The sequence below is a fragment of the Amycolatopsis sp. CB00013 genome, assembly GCF_001905755.1.
GTDB lineage: Bacteria > Actinomycetota > Actinomycetes > Mycobacteriales > Pseudonocardiaceae > Amycolatopsis > Amycolatopsis japonica.
In genome coordinates this window covers 211,965-233,001 of sequence record NZ_LIWC01000005.1, presented here as the reverse complement: position 1 = coordinate 233,001, position 21,037 = coordinate 211,965, and the positions used below count along the sequence as shown (strand labels likewise).

The following is a 21,037-nucleotide window of genomic DNA, read 5'->3' as shown; positions in this document are numbered from 1 at the left end:
GGGTCGTGAGTGGCGAGTGTCGTTAGAACGACCCGAAACACTCACGACCACCCGCGCCGACCCCTCACCTGCCTTCGCGACGCTTCCGCCCCCTGTGGACTGTAAGACCTGAGGTGAAGGGGACCTTCCGCTCATGCGACGCGGGGAAAGTCCCCTTCACCTCACCCATCCCCGCCGGTCACGCGCGGCCGCGCCGGAACGCGTTGCGAAAGTGGCTTTCGCAACACCACGCCGCAGCCGGAAAGCCCGCCCGGCTCAGACGCTCGAAAGATCGACGGCCCGGTCGATCTCCCGCGGCATCAGCACCCGCAGAATGCCCTCCAGCAGGTAGTAGTCGCCGTACGGCAACGAAACCTCGACACCGTCCTCGGCCCGCCGGTTGCGCGTGCCCCGCGCCATGATCGCCTCGGCCTGCGTGGATTTCGCGGTCAGGCACGTGTCGCACAGCGCGGTGAGGATCCGGATCGCCGCTTCGCGGTATTGCGGCCGGTTCGCCACCTTCGCGAGGTCGAGCAGCCCGCACGCCATCACGGCACCGGCGGAGGAGTCCTTGATGTCGTACGGCGCCTGCGGTGCGAGGTAGTCCCACACCGGCACGTTGTCCGGAGTCAGCGCGCGCAATGCGAAGTCGGCCAGGCGTTGCGCGGTCCGCAGGAACAGCGGATCCCCGGAGCGCCGGTACATCGTGGTGAACCCGTAGATGCCCCAGGCCTGGCCGCGCGACCAGCACGACGTCGGGCTGTAGCCCTGCACGGTGTTCGGCCCGATCTCGGCGCCGGTGTCCGGGTCGAAATCGAAGACGTGCGGGGTCGAACCGTCCGGGCGCACGAAGACCCGTTCGGTGGTCTTCGCGTGCGAGATGGCGATGTCGAGGTACTTCCGGTCTCCGGTCTGCTTGCTCGCGAAGGTCAGCAGGTCCAGGTTCATCATCGTGTCGACGATGACGCGGCCCGCGTTGCCCGGGGTGCCGAGCGCGCCCCACGCCCGGATGTACTTCCCCTTTTCGTTGTAGCGCTGGATGAGCGACGCGGCGGCGTTGAGCGCGCCGGCGCGCCACTTCTCGTCGCCGGTGAGCCGCCAGCCGGTCACCCACGACGGGTAGAAGAGGAATCCGAGGTCGTGATCCCGCGTCTCGTACTGGCGCGGCGCGAGCTTTTCCGCCGACGCCATGGCGAGCGTGCGGAATCGCGGATCACCGCTGTAGATCGAAGCGAGCCACAAAGTTCCCGGCCAGAATCCGCCGATCCAGCCGCCGTTCTGCGAATAGGTCCATTTCTCGAATCGGGTGATCTCCGGAAAGGCCGTGACCCCGGGGGCGACGGCCCGCAGCTTGGTCACCGCGTAATCGGCCGTTCGGCGGAAAGTCCTTAGCCCGTCGGCTTCTTCCCCTGCCGCACTGGCGGCCGGGGTGATCGTCGTCGCCGCGACGGCGGCACCGGCAGCGGTGGTCAAGAGGGTTCGCCGGGAAACGTTCACAATGTCCGCCATTCGTCAGTGGGAACGCGTCACGGGAGTTTCGCACGACGATTACGGACTTGTGAAGACCATTCATGGTTGTGAATAACCGCTTCACTCAGCGGGACGGATGTTCGCGTTGTGGTGGAACACGTTGTCCGGGTCGTACACCGCCTTGATGGCGGCCAGCCTCGCGTACTTCTCCGCGCCGAACGCCGTGCGCACGCGGTCTTCGTCGTATTCGTTCATGAAGTTCAGATAACCGCCGTAGTTGTTGGAATGCGGCAGGAGTTCCTCCCACAACGACCGCACCCAAGCCCGGTCGGCGGCCAGGAGTTCCGGCGTCGGCGCGGTCGCCGCGAGGCCGATGACGAATCCCGGCGTCCGCGGCCCGCCGAACGCGGTCGCGTCGTCGGGCACCGTCGAGAACGTGTCCTGCAACGGCACGATCGGCATCACGGTCGTCGGCGACGCCTTGTCCGGCAAGCGCGAGGCGATCACGTCGATGACCTTTTCGGACAATGACGAGACATAGAGCGATTTCTCGTAGGCGAGGATGCCCCGGGGCGCGGTCGGGTCGAGCAGTTTCTGCAGCTCCGCGTACGGCATCGGCGTGACGAGTTCGAACGCCGCGGGCAGCCCGCTCCGGATCCGCTCGACCAGCCGCTCGTGCCGCTCGGGGCCGTCGAAGCCGGCGACGACCAGCGCGAGCCCCGGCGCGAAGTGGTGCTCCGGCGGGACGAACGGCGCGGGCGGCGCGGTGATCCCGACGAGCATGGAACCGGTACCCGGCGGCAGCGTCGCGATCACGTCCTTCGCGAACCGCATCGCGTCGGGCGCGTCCGCCAGTGCCCAGAAGAACAGCCCGACCTCGGCGAGACCGACCCGGTGCAGCCGGAACTCGAATTCCGTGACCACGCCGAAATTCCCGCCACCGCCGCGCAAGGCCCAGAACAGATCCGGATGCTCTGCTTCGGACGCCCGCAGGATCCGGCCGTCGGCCGTGACGACCTCCGCCGAAAGCAGATTGTCGATCGTGAGCCCGTGTTTCGCGGTCAGCCAGCCGAAGCCGCCCCCGAGCGTGAGACCGCCGACGCCGGTGTCGCTCACCGTGCCGCCGACCGTCGCGAGCCCGTACCGTTGCGTCGTTTCGTCGACGTCGGCCCAGACGGCGCCGCCCCCGGCCCGCGCGGTGCGGGCGTCGGGATCGACGGTGATCCGGCTCAGCCCGCCGAGGTCGATCACCAGACCGTCGTCGGCCACGGCGGAACCGCTGAAACTGTGCCCGCCACCGCGAACGGTGATCTCAAGGCCCTTCTCGCGGCCGAAGGCCAGCGCGGTGACGACGTCTTCGCGGGTGGCGCATTCGGCGACCACCGCCGGACGCCGGTCGATGTCGCCGTTCCACACGGCGCGGGCGGTGTCGTAGCCCGGATCGGCGGCGGTGACCACCGTGCCGGAGAGCTTTTCACGCAACGTGGTCGTTTCGGGCGGATTCATGGGGACCCCCTCAGGTCGTGGCTACCGCAAGTCTCGATGGCGGACGCCGCGGCCCAAGGTCCTCACGAGCGGGAGAAAGGGCGGACGAAAGGGCGAAGGCCCGGCGTTATGGGGTACGCCGGGCCTTCGCGATCAGGAGTGCGTCAGCACTTGGGTGCCACCGGCAGGTCCGATCCGGTCTGCAGGTAGGTGTCGGAGATGTAGTGTCCCGGCCCGATCCGGTCCCAGATGTTGCTGGTGCCGAACTTGCCGGTGACGGTCTCGCCCTCGACGTAGCATTCGATGTTGACCTTCGCGTAGTTCGCCGCGAGGCCCTTGATCGCCGCCGAGGTGCTCGCCGAAGCGCGGACGTTCATCGGGTCGCCCGCGGTGCTGACGACGCCGGTCGGACCGGAGCCGGTCCACAGGTAGGAGACGTTGACCCAGCCGTTGTCCGTCATCTTCAGGCCGTCCCAGAAGGTGCCGTCGGCGAGGTCGATACCCGCCGGGTTGGCCACCTTGCGGCCGAACTCGTCCTTGCCGCCGTTGTAGCCGTCCTGGTACGCGGCCTGCGCCTCGGGCTTGCCCTGCGGCAGGTTCTTCCACATCTGGCGGGTGGCCGACGGGTTCCAGTAGTCGTCCTTGGTGTTCCACGGGCCGACGTCCCACACCGGCGCGTATTCGCAGCGGCTGTTGTCGGTGCGGCAGATGCGGACGGTGTAGTTGCCGGTGTTCTTGGGCGCCAGGCCGCGGCCCGAGGGGAGGGCGACGAAGTGGTCGCGGGACTTGATCACGTGCCCGTTGGCGGTGGTGCCGCCGACGAGGCCTTCGCGGGTGCCGTAGACCTTGTACGTCAGCGGGGCCGCGGCCGCGCCGATCGCGTTCACCTGCGGGCCGAGATCACCCTGGAGGGTGACGTCGCTGACCTTCGCGGTCACGCCGTCGTTCACCGTGCGCAGTCCGATGCGGACCTGGACCGTGGAGACCGAAGCGGACAGCTGGGCGGCGCCGCCGTCGGTGGGCGTCCACTCGGTCCAGTCCTGGGAGTTGAGCTTGCCGCGGACGTCGACCTCGACCTCGGTGCCCTTCGGCGCGTCGGCGGTCACCTGGGCGGTGACGCGGTTGACCGGCTTCCCGAGCTTCTGCTCGGCCAGCAGCAGGTAGCCCTGGCTGCCGATGGAGTCGGGTTTTCTGTGCCAGGCGGCGTTTTCCAGGCTGAGCACGCCGCCGTCGCTGCGGACGTTGACGTCGTCGCCGTCCACAGTGGACAGGTCGGCGCGCCAGCTTCCTTCGGGCGCGGCGTTCGCGGGGCTGGCGGCGAGCGCGGTGACCGCCCCCACGGCCAGCACGGCCGCCATCACCCGGCGGGCCTTCACGGTCCGGACCATTCCGGTCTCCCTTCGAGCACTCTCGGTTGCTACGAAGGGAGCTTCGCCGGGGGCTGTACACGATCGATACAAACGCGAGTCGGCACCTGAACGCGGTGCGTGAACACCGCGATCAGGTGCCGAAAGGCGAAGCGGTCAGGCGCTCGCGGAGTCGTTGTAGGACGCTTCGGCCGACTCCTGAAGACGCGAAGCGAGCGCGGATTCCTGCGGCCGTGCGGAGAGTTCCCGCCACAACGCCAGCGCGCGTTCCGAATAGGTCCGAGACCGCTCGGGCTGGCTCAGCGCCTCGTGCAGTTCACCAAGCAACTGCGACACCTCGGCCTCGGACCGGCGGTCCCCGTTGCGCCGGTGCACGCTCAGCGAATTGACCAGCAGCAGTTGCGCGTGCGCAAGATCGCCGCTGTGCAGGTACAGCTCGCCGAGATTCTGGTTCGCGTAGCCGACGCAGTGGTCGTCGCCGAGTTCGTTGAAGAGGGCGATGGCGCGGTCGACCCACTCCCGCGCGCCCGCGAGGTCGCCCTGGTGCTGACGCAGCATCGCGAGCCGCTTCAACGCGTGCGCCTCCCGATGCCGGTCCCCGATCCGGGCGGACTGTTCGAGGGCCTCGGTGAACCAGCGTTCCGCTTCGGCGAACCGGCGCCGCGCGAGCCACACCGCGCCGATCGCGATCCGCGCGAGGGCCTCGCCATGCGGGTCGCCCGCCGCCGAGAACTGGTCGAGCGCCGCGTGACAGTGCTCCAGCGCGACGGTGTCCTCGCCCTTGATCCGCAGCACCGTGCCGAGCCCGGCCAGCGCGATCGCCGCGCCCTGCGCGTCGCCGACCTTGTCGAACAGCAGCTGCGACTGCTCGAACGCGACCAGGGCCTCGGCGTAACTGTCCTGGTACAGCTGGATCTGCCCGAGGTTGCGCTGGATGATCGCCTCGCCGCGGACCTCGCCGGACCGCCGGGCGGCGGCCAGCGCGACGGCGTGCGTCTGCAGCCAGTCGTCCTGGTGACCGCGCTGGTCGAAGTACGGTGCCAGCGCGGCGGCGAGCCGCCAGGCCAGCGAATCGAAGCCGAGGTCGGCGGCCAGCGAGACGGCGGCGACACAGGTGTGCCGTTCGGCGGCGAACCACGCGGCCGGATCCTCGATCAGCCTGCCGGTCCCCCGGGGGAGCGCGGGCTGGACCGCGGTGTCGTCCCGGTAGAGGCCGAAGAAGTGGATCGGCAACCGGTCCGCGGCCTCGACCGCGAGCGCGAGATAGCCCTCCAGCACCCGTTTCGTGGCGCCGTGCGCCTTCGCCGGGACGTCCTGCGCGCGGAGTTCGAGCGCGTAACACCGCAACAGGTCGTGCAGACGGTAGCGAGGTTCGCCGGTGGTGTCCGAGCCGCTGAGCTCGACCAGATGGGCGTCCACCAGCACGTCGAGGACGTCGTCCCCGTGCTCGCGACCGAGCAGCGCCGCGACCACCCAGCCGGGGAACTGCACCGAACCGAGCCCGCCGAGGCCGCGGAACGCGGTCGCCGCCGACATGGGCAGCAGGTCGTAGCTGAGGGTGACACTCGCCCGCACGGCGAGATCGCCGACGCGGAGTTCGTCCAATCTTCGTCTCTCGTCCCGCAGCCGGTCCGCCAGCACCCGCAACGTCCAGCCCGGCCGGTGCGTCAGCTTCGCCCCGGCGACCCGGATCGCCAGCGGCAGATACCCGCAGTGACGCAGGATCGCGGTCGCGCACTCCGGCTCCGCGGCGACCCGCTCGGCGCCGACGATGCCTTCGAGCAGCTTCGCGGCCTCGGCTTCGGGCAGGAGCTCGACGTCGACCGGGGTCGCCCCGGCCAGATCCGGCATCCGGATCCGGCTGGTGATCAGCACCGCGCACGAACCCGCGCCGGGCAGCAGCGGCCGGACCTGCGCCGCGCTGCCGGCGTCGTCGAGGACCACGCACATCCGCATGGTCGACAGCCGGGACCGCAGCAACGCCGCGCGTTCGGGAAGATCGCGCGGCAGCCCCGCGTCGGGGACGCCCAGCGCGCGGAGCAGCTCGGCGAGCACCGTCATCGGGGGCCGGGGCGAGGACGACGTCCCGGCGAGGTCGACGTGCAGCTGACCGTCCGGGAAGTCGTCCCGGACCGCGTGCGCCACCCGGATCGCGACGGAGGATTTGCCGATCCCCGGCGCACCCGAAAGCACCGCGATCGCCGGCTTCCCCTGCTCGCGGCGCTCGCGGAAGAGGCCGACGAGCTCGCCGACCACGTCGTCACGGCCGGTGAAATCCGGCAGGTCCAGCGGCAGCTGGCAGACCGGCGCCATCGGCCGGGTGAGGGCCGCGGACACCGCGTCCTGGGTCGCGGACGGGGTGAGGACCAGCGAGGCCCGCAGCTGCCTCAGCCGCGGGCCCGGTTCGGTGCCGAGCTCCTCGGCCAGCACCTTCTCGGCCGTTTCGTAGGCCTCGATCGCGTCGGCCGTGCGGCCGTCGGCCCGCAGCGCGACGATCAGCTGCTGCCAGAGCTCCTCGCGCAGGGGATGCTCGGTGACCAGGCCGCGCAGTTCGGCGACGGCCTCCGCGGTCCGGCCGAGTTCGATCCTCGCCCGCAGCCGCTGTTCCTGCACCGCCAGCCGCAGTTCCGACAGCCGCGCCACGGTCGCGCCCCAGCCGTGGTCGTGGGGGAGGCCTTCGAGTACTTCCCCGCGCCACAGGGCTTCGGCTTGATCCAGCAGGTCGAGTGCGGATTCGGCCTCGCCACGGCCGAGCGCGTCCTGCGCGCGGGCGGCCAGTTCGCCGAACCGGATGTGGTCGATCTCCTCGGGCGTGGCCTTGAGGATGTATCCGGACGCCCGGCTCCCGATGCGCTCCCCGAGCGCGGGGTCGTGGTCGGCGAGGCGTTTGCGGAGTGAGTGGACGTAGGTGCGGATGTTCGCGGCCGCCGACCGGGGAGCCGACGAAGGCCAGAGGACCTCGATCAGCAGTTCGGTGGAGACGACGACGTTGGGCTGGAGCAGGAGAGCGGCCAGCAGCAGACGCGGTTTGGGGCCGCCGAGCGGCACCACCTGCCCGTCCACCGCCACTTCGAGCGGACCGAGAACGCGAAACCCGAGAATAGTCACCTAAACCGCCAATACGGCAGGAGCCCCATATCCGCCGATAATATTGCCGTCCCGCCATGGTTGGCTAGATCCATTCGCATGCATGTGCAGACGCGGGTCGGCGTTTGTACGTGACGTGTACGACGCCGGTCGACCCTGCGGTCATGAAGCGTTCAAGTGTCCGGCGGCTCGCCGGTTTCTTTCTCGTGCTGGTGACGGCGGGCGCCTTGGGCCTCGCCGGAGCCACTCCCGCGGTGGCCGCGGCCACCGGGACCGTGAAGACGGCGGGTGATCCGCTGAACGTCCGCCGCGCCCCGAGCACCTCCTCGACCGCGGTGCGCACGGTCGCCAACGGCGCCACGGTGACCATCGACTGCCAGACGATCGGGACCTCCGTCGCCGGCCCGCTGGGCACGACGACGTTGTGGGACTACGTTCCCGCGCTGGGCGGTTACATCTCGGACGGTTACGTCTACACCGGTTCCGATCAGCGCATCGCGCCCGACTGCGGAGTCGGTTCCGGCAGCGCCGAATGTTCCACCGGCGTCTGCGCGGGTGAGGGGCAGTTCCGTTCATCGGATGCTCATTTCCTCGTCTACGACAAGGACGCCGACGGCAAGTCCGCCGTGGTCGCCTACTGGCTGAAGGGCGGCGCCGGCCCGTTCTACGTCTGGGCTTCCGGCGGCAACGGGACCCACGTCGACAAGGCCGTGCCGGTCGCGAAGGGATCGTGGGTCTATTACAAGGTCTGCGTCGCCAACGCCGCCGCCAATCCGACGCTCGAAGCCTGTAGTGGCGGCATCACCGATTACGCCGCGTGAAATCCCTCCCCTCTTCTTTCCCCACTTCGAAAGGTTGAATTTTCATGGGCCAGGTGAATCGGCGGGCGGTACTCCTCGGCGGTGCCGCGGCGGTTTCGGCGGCGGCGTTGTCGTCGACGGTGCCTTCGTGGGCGAACGCGAGAACGCTGGCGGCGGCGCCCGCCATCCACGATCCCTTCCAGCTCGGGGTCGCCTCGGGTGACCCGCTGCCGGACAGTGTCGTGTTGTGGACGCGGCTCGCGCCCGCGCCGCTGAACCCCGACGGTTTCGGCGGGATGCCGGACGCTTCGTACACAGTGGACTGGGAACTCGCGAACGACCAGGCGTTCACCTCGATCGCGCAGCGGGGCACCGCGACCGCGGCCCGCGCCTCCGGGCACAGCGTGCACATCGAACCGGTCGGACTCGAGCCGGGACGTGAATACTTCTACCGATTCAAGACCAGTGGCTACATCTCGCCGGTCGGCCGGACCAGGACCGCGCCCGCCGCCGGTGCCGCGGTGAACCAGCTGAAGTACTGCTTCTCCTCGTGTCAGCACTGGGAGGAAGGCTGGTACCACTCGTACAAGGGCATGCTCGCCGACAACCCCGAACTGGTGCTGTTCCTGGGCGACTACATGTACGAGCGGAAGTCCGGCCGTGCCGCCGCCGAGCGGAATCCGCGCAGGCTGGCCTTCACCGAGGACGTCACGACCCTCGCGCAGTACCGCGCCCGGCACGCCCAGCACAAGACCGACGCCGACCTGCAGAACGCGCACGCGATGGCGCCGTGGATCGTGGTCTTCGACGACCACGAGGTGATGAACAACTGGAACGGCACCACCAGCCCGGCCACCGCGGACCGCAAGGCCGCCGGGTTCCAGGCGTTCTACGAGAACATGCCGATCCGGTCGACCGCCAAGCCGAGCGGCGCGTCGATCCGCCTGTACCGCCAGTTCACGTGGGGGAACCTCGCCCGGTTCCACATGCTCGACACCCGTCAGTACCGCAGCGCGCAGGTGCCCGACCCGTCCGGTTCGACGGGACCGGCGTGCACCGACATGCGGTCGACCTCGCGCAGCATCCTCGGCACCACACAGGAAGCGTGGCTGCTGAAGGCGCTGGAGACGCAGCCGGCGAAGTGGGACTTCCTCGGCCAGCAGGTCTTCTTCGCCACCCGTGACGGCGACGGCAACAAGGCGACGTGCGAGAGCCCCGATTCCTGGCAGGGTTACGAGGCCTCGCGCGACCGGATCGCGAAGGGCATCGTGGACCGCAAGGTGCCGAACCCGATCGTGCTGACCGGCGACGTCCACCGCCACTGGGCGGCCGATCTGCGCCGCGACTACTTCAACCACAGCGACCCGGTGTTCGGTTCGGAACTCGTGACGACCTCGGTGACGAGCAACAGCGACACCGCGACCGACCCGTCGTCGACGTGGCTCTCGAACAACCCGCACATCAAGTACTGCCGGGGAAAGCGCGGCTATGTCCGGGTGACGGCGTCGCAAACGCAGATGCGGGCGGATTTCATGACGGTTTCGGACACCACGGAGTACGACTTCTCGAAGGTGACCTTGGCCGCGGACCGTTCGTACGTCGTCGAGGCCGGCAAGCCGGGGCTGCAGCGGGTCTAGTCAGGAGAGCAGGTCCACCAGCGCGTCACCGCGAGGAGTCCGGACCACGAGGACGACCTGGCCCTCGCGGTGCCGCTGGATCAAACCCGCCGAAACGAGCTGTTCGCAGTGATAGGTCGCGGTGCTCGCCGCGCACGACAGCAGATTCGCGATCTCGCCCATCCGGGCCGGCTTTCCCAGATGCCGCAACAGTTTCGCGCGGTGGGCCCCGACCACCAGGTCGAGCCCGTCGACACCCGGGGCCGGTTCGGTCTTGCCGCCTTCGAGCAGGCCGTCGAGCCCCGGCAGCGGGTAGCCGATCCAGATGGCGTCCTCTTCGTCGAAGTTGGACACCACCGAACGGCTGCCCGCGAGCATCGGGACGAGGATCAGCTTGCGGCCACGGGTGGTGTACCGCGCCGGTTCGGCGTCGGGCAGCAGGAGACATCCGTTGCTGAACCGGAAATGGGGCCGCAGCAGGCCGAGTACCGCGTCCGTCCCGCCGCGGACGGAGGCTACGCCGATGCGTTCGATCTCGCGGTCGAGCAGGGGACGGGCCTTGGTCCAGAGATTTTCGGTCGCCAGCCTGGTCGCGGTGAAGGCGTCCGCGATCGAGGCGACCCAGCGTCTCGGATGGTCGGCGGCCTGCCGCCACTGCGCGGGCAACCGGTCGCCGAAGACCTCTTCGAGGCCTTTCAGGACGTCGGCCTCCGGCAGTTCGCGCAGCATCTCGGCCTGTGCGGCGGCGGAGGAGTCCGCACCGGGGCTGATCGGGACGATGAAGTCCGGTTGTACCGAGGTGCCGCGGCGGGCGAGGGCGCTCGCCGCGCGGTATCCCTGCTCCGGGATCGCCGAGCCCACCTGACGGCGCCAGGCGGCGGGCAGGCCGCGGTCGTACCCGCCGACGACCTCGACGAGCATCGAAACCAGTGAGATGTGCGGGGAAACCGTCACACCGACCGGGATCGTGCTGGTGTCACCGAGTTCGAGCCGGGTATAAGAAGCCGGGGGCGGCGTCTCGCGCATCCGGTCGTCCCTCCTGGGAGTGGGCGTCGCAGCACGCGATGTTAGCGCCTCCGGTCAATACCCGGCACCCGCCCGGAAAACGACCGAAGGACGCTTTCCTCAGGTCGGAAGCGGGGAAGGCGTCCTTCGGCCGGTGCGGCGACCTCAGCGGGCGAGTTGCTCATTCATGATGAGGAACGCGCCGAGACCGTGGAAATCGTTGGTGTTGCGTTTACGCGCGTAGTAATACGCCGTGTCGCCGACGTTGGTGCCTTCGGAAATGTTCGCGATATCGGTCAATCCGTCGGAACCGGTCGAAACCTGGGAGAGAACCCCGCGATAGCCCTTCGCGGCCACTGGTCCGTACTCCGGGCCGACGTAGCCGCGTTGCACCGCGCGGGACAGCAGGAACGTGTACATCGCCGAAGCCGACGTCTCCAGCCAGTTGTCCTTGTCGCCACCCCGGTCGACGACCTGGAACCAGCGGCCCGAAGCCCGGTCCTGCCAGCGCCGGTAGCCGGCCGCGAGGAATTCGACGACGTCCACGAGACGCCGCCGCCGCGGATGGTCGCGGGGAAGGATTTCGAGGAGGTCGATCGCCGTCATCCCGAGCCAGCCGATCGCCCGCCCCCAGTGGTACTTCGAATGCCGTCCGGCGCCGGAAGCCCACGGTTCCGAGCCGTCCTCGTCGTAGGCGTGGTAGAGCAGGCCCTTGGCGGGTTCCTTGAGGTGGTCGAAGTAGATGCTGACGTTCTTCGCGGCTTCCTCGTAGCAGTAGCCGGCATCGCCGAAGGTCTTGCCGTACAGGGCGAGGAACGGCTGCGCCATGTACACGCCGTCCGCCCACAACTGCCCGACCCGGCTCGTGGCGTGGAACATCCCGCCGTCGGACGTCCGGGGATAGGACGGGAAGCGGCCGCGCAGCTGCTCCGCCGCGGTCTTGTACTTCGCCTGCCCGGTTTCGTTGTACAGCAAGGGGAACATCTGCCCGGAGCGCATCGCGTCCAGGTTGGTGAACCCGTTGGAAATACCGCTGTCGGTGACGAATCGGTCGTACCACGCGAGGATGTAGTCGAGGTAGGACTTCTCGCCGGTGCGCCGGTACACCAGGTACTGGCCGTAGAGGTAGAGACCACGGGTGTAGCCCCAGCCGCCGAGCGTGGCCGGGGTGTGGCGTTTCATCGTCGAGTCGACGACCGCGCGCGACCAGTCCACCGGCGCCGCGGTGGCCACGCCGGGCAGGGTGAGCGCGCCGAGGGCGCCCGCGGTTCCCGCCAGCACGGTGCGTCGCGAAAGCCGTGCCGCGCGAAGAGGATCCGGTGCCATTCGAGGTCCTTCCTGCGCAAGGAAACCGGGGGAATGAGTGGCCGGGATGCCGATCCGCCGTCCGTCGCCATCCCGGCTGAACAACGTCTACCCGCGTGTTCGACGGTGAGTCAAGAGAGATCCGATCTCTTACGTCATATATCAGATATGCCACTCGAATGGGCGCTCCCGGTCCCCGGGACGGTCCCGCTGGGCGGCACTTTCCGTCTCCGGGCGTCCGCTCGCCTACGATCGGTGCGTGAACGAGCTGACCTTCCGCGGGCGCCGCGTCGCCAGGGACCGCGCCCTGGTCATGGCTATCGTCAACCGGACCCCCGATTCGTTCTACGACAAGGGCGCGACCTTCTCGGATCCGGACGCGCTCGCCGCCGTCGCCAGGGTGGTGGCGGAGGGCGCCGACATCGTGGACATCGGCGGGGTCAAGGCGGGCCCCGGCGCGGACGTCGACGTCGAGGAAGAGATCCGACGGGTGGTCCCGTTCGTCGAGCGGATCCGGGAACTGCATCCCGACCTGGTGATCAGCGTCGACACCTGGCGCCACGAGGTGGGCAGGCGCGCGGCGGAGGCCGGCGCGGATCTGATCAACGACACCTGGGCGGGCGCCGATCCGAAACTGGCCGAGGTCGCCGCGGAATTCGGCACCGGTTACGTCTGCTCGCACACCGGGAACGCCGTCCCGCGCACCCGCCCGTTCCGGGTGCGCTACCCGGACATCGTCGCGGACGTCGTCGCGGAAACGACGGCCCACGCCGAAGCCGTCGTGGCGCTCGGTGTCCCGCGTGAAGGGGTGCTGATCGACCCGACGCACGATTTCGGCAAGAACACGTGGCACAGCCTGGCGCTCCTGCGGCACGCGCGGGAACTGGCGGACACCGGCTGGCCGGTGCTGATGGCACTGTCCAATAAGGACTTCGTCGGGGAGACACTCGGCGTGGAACTCGCGGAGCGGGTCGACGGCACCCTCGCCGCGACGGCCTGGGCGGTGGCCGAAGGGGCGAAGGTGTTCCGGGTACACGAGGTGCGGCGCACCCGGCAGGTGCTGGAGATGGTCGCGTCGATCCAGGGGACACGGCCGCCGGCGCGCGCGATCCGCGGGCTCGCCTAGGCTCGGTCGGTCGTCAGCGCGATTCGGTCTGGAGCCGTGGCCCGGGCACCCGCGATCGGACATTTCGCGTGACTGCGAGGACGACACTGGTGATCAGATGGACGACACGCGTGACTGGATGGACGACACGCGCCCGTGGCCGGGTCCGCCGCGAGTCGTCCACCTGGACACGCGTGTCGTCCATCTGATCACGCGTGTCGTCCCCGCGGTCCCGCGCACCGGACCGCAGAAGGGGCCTAGCCGTCAGTCGGGATGACGGCCGAAACCGTGGTGCCCGAGCCGGGTTCGCTCGCGACGGTCAGTTCGCCGCCGAGCGCGCGGACCCGGTCACGCAGGCCGTGCAGCCCGGAACCGCCGCCGATGTCGGCCGTGCCGACGCCGTCGTCGTGGACGTCCACCCGCAGGCCGTCCTCCCCGACGCGGATGCACACCCGGACCTGCTCGGCTTGCGCGTGCTTCAACGCGTTGGTGACCGCTTCCGAAACGACGAAGTACGCCGTCGCCTCGACGGCGCCGCTGAGCCGGGGCACGTCCGCCCCGGCGAGGTCGACGGCGATCGGGACGCGGGCAAGCAGCGACCGGACCGCGGGGATCAGCCCGGCCTCGGTGAGGATCGGGGGACGCAGCCCGCGCGCGAGTTCACGCAGTTCGGTGACGGTGGCCTGCAGTTCGTCGATCGTGCCGGTCAGCAGGGTCGCGACGGCGGGCGTGAGGTCGTCCCCGAGCCGTCGTTCCGCCATCCGCAGCAGCAGTACGACGCTGACCAGGCGTTGCTGTGCCCCGTCGTGCAGGTCGCGTTCGACCCGCCGCCGCTCGTCGTCGGCGGCGGCGACGATACGGGCGCGGGAGGCCTGGACCTCGACGAGACGTTCCTCAAGTTCCGCGGCCAGCCGCTGGTTGTCCAGGACGAGCCCGGCGGCGGCGTTGAGCGCGTCGATCGACCGGCTGTCCTTCCACACCTCGTCGTCCTGCACGAGCGCGGCCAGCCCGGAACCGTCGCGTTCCAGCAGGAGCCGGATCATCTCCGCGTTGCCGACCCGCGCCCGCAGCACCCCGATCAGGAACGTCAGCGGCCACAGGCAGAACGAGATCCGGTAGACGTCCAGCAGCGGTTCGGAGAACGGGTGCCCGGAGCCGAGCGCGCTGCCGACCGTGGTGCTCACCGCGCCGACCACGGCGATCGCGAGGACGGGGGAGAGCAGCCGCCGCTGCGGGAGCCGCCCGGCGAGCCAGCGGTAGAGCAGCACCACCACGACCCCGCCGCCGATCAGCGCGCCGACCAGCTCCAGCAGCCGTTTGACCAGCTGTTCGGCCTCCGGCGAGGCGGCGACCGCGGCGAGGTTCCGCGGATCGTCGTTGACCAGCAGGCCGAGGACGGCCGACCCGAAGACCACGGCGTACGCGGAGAACGCGAGGATCCGCTCCCCTCGGGACCGGAGTTTCCCGTGCGGGAAGGCGAGCACGAGATGCGCGATCACCGGACTGGACGCGGCCGAGAGCGCCAAACCGAGGGTGTGCGTGAGCGGCTCGTCGGAGAACTGGAGGTCCTCGGTGAACAACGCGAGCCCGGCCAGCGCGATGAGCAGGCCGATGGGGTTCGAGGCCCGGCGCACGTGCGCGACGGCGCCGGCGAGGAGGAAGAGGAACCCCGTCGTGGACGACAGGGTGGTGTCGAGCACGGTGTGCGTGCCGTCGGCGATCTTGAGCGTCGTCGCGACGACGCCCATGCCGATCCCGGCGGTCAGCACGCCCGCCATCGCGACGGTCCGAGGGTGCGTCACCACTAAGCGTGATTCGTCCGTTCGGCCCGGACCGTTACACCGGTCCTGATATGTGGAACACCTGTTCCGCCAGGTGTCAAGGATTCTCAGCATCTTTCCCGTCATTCGGATGGCGATGCAGGCACGTGGGTGAACATGCGACTCTCGCGCCATCACCCGAGCCGAAGTCGTACCCTCCGAAAGGCGACCTTCCGTGAGCACCCACCACAGAACCCGTTTGCTGGCCGCGGCCTTTGCCGCCTTGACCTTGGCCGGCGGGATCGCGGGGTGTTCACGCGCGGACAGCGGCGCCGCCCCGGCGGAGCAGAAGAGCCAGGGTGCCGCGGCCGAGGTGCGTGTCGGGTACTTCCCCAACGTGACGCACGCGCCCGCGCTGATCGGCGTCAAGAACGGCTTCTTCGCCAAGGAAATCGGCTCGACGAAGCTCACCACGCAGACGTTCAACGCCGGCCCCGAAGAGGTCAACGCGCTGCTCGGCAACTCGCTCGACATCGCCTTCATCGGCTCCGGGCCCGCGATCAACGCCTTCACCAGGTCCAAGGGCGCCATCCAGCTCGTCTCCGGCGCCGTCACCGGCGGCGCGCAGCTGGTGGTGAAGCCCGAGATCACCACTCCCGAGCAGCTCACCGGCAAGAACATCGCGACCCCGTCGCTGGCCAACACCCAGGACGTCGCGCTCAAGAAGTTCATCGCCGAAAAGAAGCTGCCCGACGTCAAGATCACCAACCTCGACAACCCGAAGACGTTCGACGCCTTCAAGAAGGGCGAACTCGACGGCGGTTGGCTGCCCGAACCGTGGTCCTCGCGGCTCGTGCTGGACGCGGGCGCGAAGGTCCTGCTGGACGAGAAGAACCTGTGGCCGGAAGGCAAGTTCCCGACCACGGTCGTCATCGTCCGCAGCGAATTCCTGCAGCAGCACCCGGAGACCGTCACCGCCATCCTCAAGGGTGAACTCGCCGCCATCGAGTGGGCGAAGACCAATCCCGCCGAGGCGAAGAAGGTCGTCAACGGGGAGCTCAAGGCGCTCGCGGGCAGCACACTGAGCGAGGCCGTCCTCGATCGCGCGTTCTCCGGCATCGAACTCGGCATCGACCCGGTGGCGTCGACCTTCACCCAGCTCGCGCAGGACTCGGTGACCGCGGGCGTGGTGAAGTCCGCGGTGGACCTCAAGGGGTTCGCCGATTTCGGCCCGCTCAACGCCGTGCTCGCCGAGCAGGGCAAGCCCGGCGTGAACGCGCCCGGGCTGACGAAGTGACCGGAGGGGATCAGCGATGACGACCACCTTGGAGCCCGGCCTGTCCACCGATGTCGCCGTGCGGCTCGACGGGGTGCGGAAGGCGTTCGGGCCGACCGGCCGCGCCGTCGTGGCCCTCGACGGGATGGACCTGACGGTGGCGCCCGGCGAGTTCGTCTGTCTCCTCGGCGCCTCCGGTTGTGGCAAGAGCACCCTGCTGAACCTGGTCGCCGGGCTCGACCAGCCGACGTCGGGCTCGATCACGCTCGAGACCTCCCGGCCCGCGGTCATGTTCCAGGAAGCCGCGCTGATGCCGTGGCTGACCGCGGCCCGCAACGTGGAACTGCCGCTGCGGCTCGCCGGTTTCGGCCGGGCCGAGCGTCGCGAGAAGGCGGCCGAACTGCTCGAACTCGTCCGCCTCGGCGGCGCGGGCGACAAGCGGCCGCACGAGCTGTCCGGCGGGATGCGGCAGCGTGTCGCGCTCGCCAGGGCGCTGGCCGCGACCCTGCGCGTCGGCGGTGACACGGAGCAGTCGCTGCTGCTGATGGACGAGCCGTTCGCCGCGCTCGACGCCATCACCCGCGACGTCCTGCAGGGTGAACTCCTGCGCGTCTACCGCAGCACCGGCACCTCCGTGTTGTTCGTGACCCACGACGTCCGCGAGGCCGTCCGGCTGGGCCAGCGGGTCGTGCTGCTCTCGTCGCGGCCGGGCCGGGTCGTGCGGGAATGGCGCGACGTCCAGGCCTCCGACGCCGAGGAGCTGACGCTGGAGATCACCGGTCACCTCCGGGAGGTGATCAGTACCCATGCCGCGGCTTGACCGCCCTGAAACCGCGGTGGAAGACGCCGACGAGGCCGTCGGCGCGGGACTCGATTCGCTCGACACCCCGACCGGGGAACGCCGGGAAAGCCGGGGCAAGCGGTTCCTGCGCGGCTTCGTGCCGCCGGTGGTCTTCCTGGCGCTGCTGATCGCGCTGTGGCAGGCACTCTGGGCCGCCGCGTTCTGGCCGGAGGCCATGCTGCCCGCGCCGCTCGCGGTGTGGGACGAACTCGTCGGCATCACCGTCGACGGCGAGATCTTCGAATTCGTCTGGACGTCGGTGCACCGGGCCGCGCTGGGCTTCCTGATCGGCGTGGTCATCGGGACCCCGCTCGGCCTGCTGGTGGCGAAGGTCCGCATCGTGCGCGCCGCGGTCGGGCCGTTCCTGACCGGGCTGCAAAGCCTTCCGTCGGTGGCGTGGGTGCCGGCGGCGATCCTGTGGTTCGGGCTGAACGACGCCTCGATCTACTTCGTGGTGTTGCTGGGTTCGGTGCCTTCGATCGCGAACGGCCTCGTCTCGGGCATCGACCAGATCCCGCCGATCCTGCCGCGCGTCGGACAAGTGATGGGCGCGAACCGGCTCTCGTCGGCCCGGCACATCCTGCTGCCTGCCGCGTTGCCCGGGTTCCTGGCCGGGCTCAAGCAGGGCTGGGCTTTCTCGTGGCGTTCGCTGATGGCCGCCGAGCTGATCGCGTTGTCCCCGGCGCTGGGCAAGGGGCTCGGCGCGTACCTCAACGAGGGCTCGTCGTTCAACAGCATGGAAGGCGTGATCTCGGCGATCTTCCTGATCCTGCTGGTCGGCGTCGGTATCGAGCTGCTGGTGTTCCGTCCGCTGGAGCGTTCGGTGCTGCGAGCGAGGGGGCTGACGGCCTCGCTGTAAGTCGTTCATCTTCCGGAGGTGGCAAACCTACGACACCGTAAGTTACGGTGTCGTAGGTAGCGTTTTCCGTACCCTGGAAGGACGAAACGCATGACGGTCCCCGAAACCACCCGGCTGATGCTCGAGCTCGAGGGGACGGTCGAGGAGAACCTCAACCGGCATCTCTCGGTCGCCAAGGAATGGATGCCGCACGAGTACGTGCCGTGGGACGAGGGCCGGAACTTCGCCGATCTCGGCGGCGAGGCGTGGGATCCCGAGCAGTCGCGGGTGTCGCCGATCGCGCGGACGTCCCTGGAGGTCAACCTCCTCACCGAGGACAACCTGCCGAGCTACCACCGCGAGATCGAGCGTGCCTTCGGCCGCGACGGGGCGTGGGGCACGTGGGTGCACCGCTGGACCGCCGAAGAGGGCCGCCACGGCATCTGCATCCGCGACTATCTGCTGGTGACGCGCGCGGTCGATCCGGTCGAGCTGGAGCGTATGCGGATGCAGACCATGGAGGCCGGCTACGACAGCGGCGACAAGGCGCTGCTGAACGTTTTCGCGTACGTGTCCTTCCAGGAGCTGGCGACGCGGATCTCACACCGCAACACCGGGAAGTACACGCAGGATCCGTTGTGCGAGAAGCTGCTCGCGCGGGTCGCGATGGACGAGAACCTGCACATGCTCTTCTACCGGAACCTGGTGCAGGCGTCGCTGGAGCTTTCACCCGACGCGATGATGCGCGCCATCACCGACGAGGTCGTCCAGTTCCAGATGCCGGGCGCGGTGATCCCGAGCTTCGTGCGGAAGGCCGCGCTGATCGCGAAGGCGGGCATCTACGACCTGCGGATCCACCACGACGAGGTGATTTGGCCGCTGCTGCGGCAGTGGAAGATCTTCGAGCTCGAAGGGCTCGGCGAGGTGGGGGAGAAGGCGCGGGACGAACTCGACCAGTTCCTGAAGGCCCTCGACACCCAGGCGTCACGTTTCGAAGAGCGTCGCGCGGCCGCCGAGGCCCGCTCCGCCGCCCGTCGCGCGTGATCGGAGCCGTCACTCGCGTGATCAGAGGCGTAACTCGCGTGATTGGAGCCGGATCATGGAGTTACGCCTTCAATCACGCGAGTTACGCCTCCGGACACGCGTGATCCGCCTGGGATCACGCGTGTCCGGGATGGGTCAGCGCGAGCGGCGCGAGCCGGCCCGGGTTCCCGATGAGAACGCGGCGGCACCGCCACGACGGGCGGGAGCGCCGCCGGACTGGTTCCGCGACGACTGCGATTTGGCGGCGCCGGAGCCGCGGCGCGGCTGCGCCTCGGCGGCGGCGCGACGACCTTGGCCGCCCTTGGGCGCGCCTTCGCGACGTCCGGTGCTCTCGGCACCGCGACGGCCCTGGCCCGCGGAAGCGCCGCGACGGTCGCCCTCGGAGCGGGGCTGACGCGAACGGCCGTCCGAGGAGCCATCGCGACGTCCGCCGCCCGAAGCACCCCGTCCGCCGCCGGAAGCGCCACGGCCCCCGGCCGAGGGACCGCGGCCACGACCACCGCGGGCACCGCGCCCGCCGCGAGCCGGACGCTCTTCGTCGTCACCCTTGGCCGGGATGGCTTCACCGGAGGCGGTGACCTTCTTCGGCCGCGTGTCCACGATCGGTCGCCGCGGCGACGCGGTGAACGAACGCTCACCGGGCGCCAGCTCCGACAGCAGCGGATGGCCGGGGCCGAGCTGCGTGGTGGTCGGCTTGATACCCGCCTTGCGGGTGAGGTCGCGGACGTCGCCGACCTGCGCGTCGGTCATCAGCGTGACGACGGTGCCGGACGCCCCGGCCCGCGCCGTCCGGCCGGAGCGGTGCAGGTACGCCTTGTGCTCGACCGGCGGGTCGGCGTGGATGACGAGCGTGACGTCGTCGACGTGGATACCGCGCGCGGCGATGTCGGTCGCGACCAGCGTCTTCGCCGCGCCGGACGCGAACGCCTCCAGGTTGCGGGTCCGCGCGGTCTGGCCGAGGTTGCCGTGCAGTTCGACCGCCGGCACGCCGGAGGCCATGAGCTTGCGTGTCAGCTGCTTGGCGCGGTGCTTCGTGCGGGTGAACACGAGCGTGCGGCCCGGGGCGGCGGTGAGGTCGATCAGCACCGGCAGCCGGTGGGTCTCCTCCAGGTGCAGCACGTGGTGCTTCATGGTCGCGACCGGCGACTGCGCCGAGTCGACGCTGTGCGTGACCGGGTCGTGCATGAAGCGCTTGACCAGCACGTCGACACCCGCGTCGAGGGTCGCGGAGAACAGCAGCCGCTGCCCGCGCTCCGGGGTCTCGGCCATGATGCGCCGCACGTCGGGCAGGAAGCCGAGGTCGGCCATGTGGTCGGCCTCGTCCAGCACGGTGATCTCGACGTGGTCGAGCTTCGCCTCGCCGGAACGCATGTGGTCGGCGAGCCTGCCGGGGCAGGCGACGACGATGTCGACGCCGTCACGCAGGCGGGTGATCTGCGGGTTCGGGCTGACCCCGCCGAAGATCGTGGTGACCTTGAGGCCGAGCGGTTTGGCCAGCGGCAGGAACGACGCCTCGATCTGGGTCGCCAGCTCGCGGGTCGGCGCCAGGACCAGCGCGCGCGGGCGGCCGGGGCGGCGCCGCGTCGGGCCATCGGCGAGCCGGGCGAGGACGGGCAGCACGAAACCGTAGGTCTTGCCGGAGCCGGTGCGGCCGCGGCCGAGGACGTCCCGGCCGGCCAGCGAATGCGGCAGCGTGGCGGCCTGGATCGGGAACGGGCTGGTGACGCCCTGTTCGGCGAGCGCGTCGACGATCGTCTTGGGCAGGCCGAGTTCGGTGAAGGTAGGTGTGCTCATAAGCGTGTGGGCACAGGTGCGCCCTGGTATCTCCGTAAGGATAGAAAGGGTTGTCCTGCCCGGCGCAGACCTCGGGGGCCGCGGCGCGTGGTCTTCGACAACGAAACGCGGCCCGAGGCAGAACTGAGCGGACCGCAAGACCAGTGTACTGGGTCGTGATCTCCCGGGCTACGTGATATCGCCCGCACCGGTCCGTCGATGTTCGTCGGTTCGTACGAGCCGGACCCGCCCTCGCGGTGAAACGCTGACCTGACCGGACGAAAGG

Annotated in this window: 15 protein-coding genes; 7 read left to right on the top strand and 8 right to left on the bottom strand. The window is 69.6% G+C overall.

What is annotated here, in order from left to right:
- Positions 1–255: 255 nt before the first annotated feature.
- The 4 genes from AMK34_RS31315 to AMK34_RS31300 all read right to left on the bottom strand — a co-directional run bounded on the left by AMK34_RS31315 (position 256) and on the right by AMK34_RS31300 (position 7,409).
- Entirely contained in the window at positions 256–1,476 is a 1,221-nt protein-coding gene (locus AMK34_RS31315; RefSeq protein WP_073848002.1) for a glycoside hydrolase family 88 protein, read from the bottom strand.
- Positions 1,477–1,569: 93 nt separating this feature from the next.
- Positions 1,570–2,955, bottom strand: a complete 1,386-nt coding sequence (locus AMK34_RS31310; RefSeq protein WP_073847737.1) for an FAD-binding oxidoreductase — start codon at positions 2,953–2,955, stop codon at positions 1,570–1,572.
- A gap of 143 nt (positions 2,956–3,098) precedes the next feature.
- Positions 3,099–4,322 (bottom strand): hypothetical protein, encoded by a 1,224-nt coding sequence (locus AMK34_RS31305; protein WP_073847736.1) that lies wholly within the window; start codon positions 4,320–4,322, stop codon positions 3,099–3,101.
- Between the two features lie 135 nt (positions 4,323–4,457).
- Positions 4,458–7,409, bottom strand: coding sequence for a BTAD domain-containing putative transcriptional regulator (locus tag AMK34_RS31300; RefSeq protein WP_143202665.1), 2,952 nt, complete (start codon positions 7,407–7,409; stop codon positions 4,458–4,460).
- 143 nt (positions 7,410–7,552) lie between these two features.
- Here AMK34_RS31300 and AMK34_RS31295 point away from each other — a divergent pair, with 143 nt between their 5' ends.
- Together AMK34_RS31295 and AMK34_RS31290 are read left to right on the top strand one after the other, a co-directional pair.
- Positions 7,553–8,209, top strand: coding sequence for an SH3 domain-containing protein (locus AMK34_RS31295; protein WP_037346577.1), 657 nt, complete (start codon positions 7,553–7,555; stop codon positions 8,207–8,209).
- 44 nt (positions 8,210–8,253) lie between these two features.
- The gene (locus AMK34_RS31290; RefSeq protein WP_073847734.1) at positions 8,254–9,825 is read left to right on the top strand and encodes an alkaline phosphatase D family protein; all 1,572 of its coding nucleotides are present in this window, start codon (positions 8,254–8,256) and stop codon (positions 9,823–9,825) included.
- Here AMK34_RS31290 and AMK34_RS31285 read toward each other — a convergent pair whose 3' ends face one another.
- Positions 9,826–10,830, bottom strand: coding sequence for a winged helix-turn-helix domain-containing protein (locus AMK34_RS31285; RefSeq protein ID WP_073847733.1), 1,005 nt, complete (start codon positions 10,828–10,830; stop codon positions 9,826–9,828). It lies immediately after the preceding gene.
- A gap of 144 nt (positions 10,831–10,974) precedes the next feature.
- Positions 10,975–12,135: a glycoside hydrolase family 88/105 protein gene (locus AMK34_RS31280; RefSeq protein ID WP_038517946.1), complete on the bottom strand. Its 1,161-nt coding sequence runs from the start codon at positions 12,133–12,135 to the stop codon at positions 10,975–10,977.
- Between the two features lie 238 nt (positions 12,136–12,373).
- Here AMK34_RS31280 and folP point away from each other — a divergent pair, with 238 nt between their 5' ends.
- A complete protein-coding gene (gene folP, locus AMK34_RS31275; RefSeq protein ID WP_083650052.1) occupies positions 12,374–13,240 on the top strand; it encodes a dihydropteroate synthase in 867 nt (288 codons plus the stop codon).
- Between the two features lie 236 nt (positions 13,241–13,476).
- Here the strand turns inward: folP and AMK34_RS31270 are convergent, their stop codons facing one another.
- Positions 13,477–14,997, bottom strand: a complete 1,521-nt coding sequence (locus AMK34_RS31270) for a sensor histidine kinase (RefSeq protein WP_143202690.1) — start codon at positions 14,995–14,997, stop codon at positions 13,477–13,479.
- 217 nt (positions 14,998–15,214) lie between these two features.
- On the opposite strand from AMK34_RS31270, the gene AMK34_RS31265 reads away from it, so the two are divergent.
- The 4 genes from AMK34_RS31265 to AMK34_RS31250 all read left to right on the top strand — a co-directional run bounded on the left by AMK34_RS31265 (position 15,215) and on the right by AMK34_RS31250 (position 18,978).
- On the top strand, positions 15,215–16,276 hold the full coding sequence (locus AMK34_RS31265) for an ABC transporter substrate-binding protein (protein WP_073847732.1): 1,062 nt from the start codon (positions 15,215–15,217) through the stop codon (positions 16,274–16,276).
- A 16-nt stretch (positions 16,277–16,292) separates the two neighbouring features.
- Positions 16,293–17,075 (top strand): ABC transporter ATP-binding protein, encoded by a 783-nt coding sequence (locus AMK34_RS31260; protein WP_038517935.1) that lies wholly within the window; start codon positions 16,293–16,295, stop codon positions 17,073–17,075.
- On the top strand, positions 17,062–17,955 hold the full coding sequence (locus AMK34_RS31255; protein WP_038517932.1) for an ABC transporter permease: 894 nt from the start codon (positions 17,062–17,064) through the stop codon (positions 17,953–17,955). The genes AMK34_RS31260 and AMK34_RS31255 overlap by 14 nt, the downstream gene beginning before the upstream one ends.
- A 90-nt stretch (positions 17,956–18,045) precedes the next feature.
- Positions 18,046–18,978 carry an acyl-ACP desaturase gene (locus AMK34_RS31250; protein ID WP_038517929.1) on the top strand — a complete coding sequence of 311 codons (933 nt, stop codon included), beginning with the start codon at positions 18,046–18,048 and terminating at the stop codon, positions 18,976–18,978.
- A gap of 135 nt (positions 18,979–19,113) precedes the next feature.
- Here the strand turns inward: AMK34_RS31250 and AMK34_RS31245 are convergent, their stop codons facing one another.
- The gene (locus AMK34_RS31245; RefSeq protein WP_073847731.1) at positions 19,114–20,772 is read right to left on the bottom strand and encodes a DEAD/DEAH box helicase; all 1,659 of its coding nucleotides are present in this window, start codon (positions 20,770–20,772) and stop codon (positions 19,114–19,116) included.
- Between the last annotated feature and the right edge of the window lie 265 nt (positions 20,773–21,037).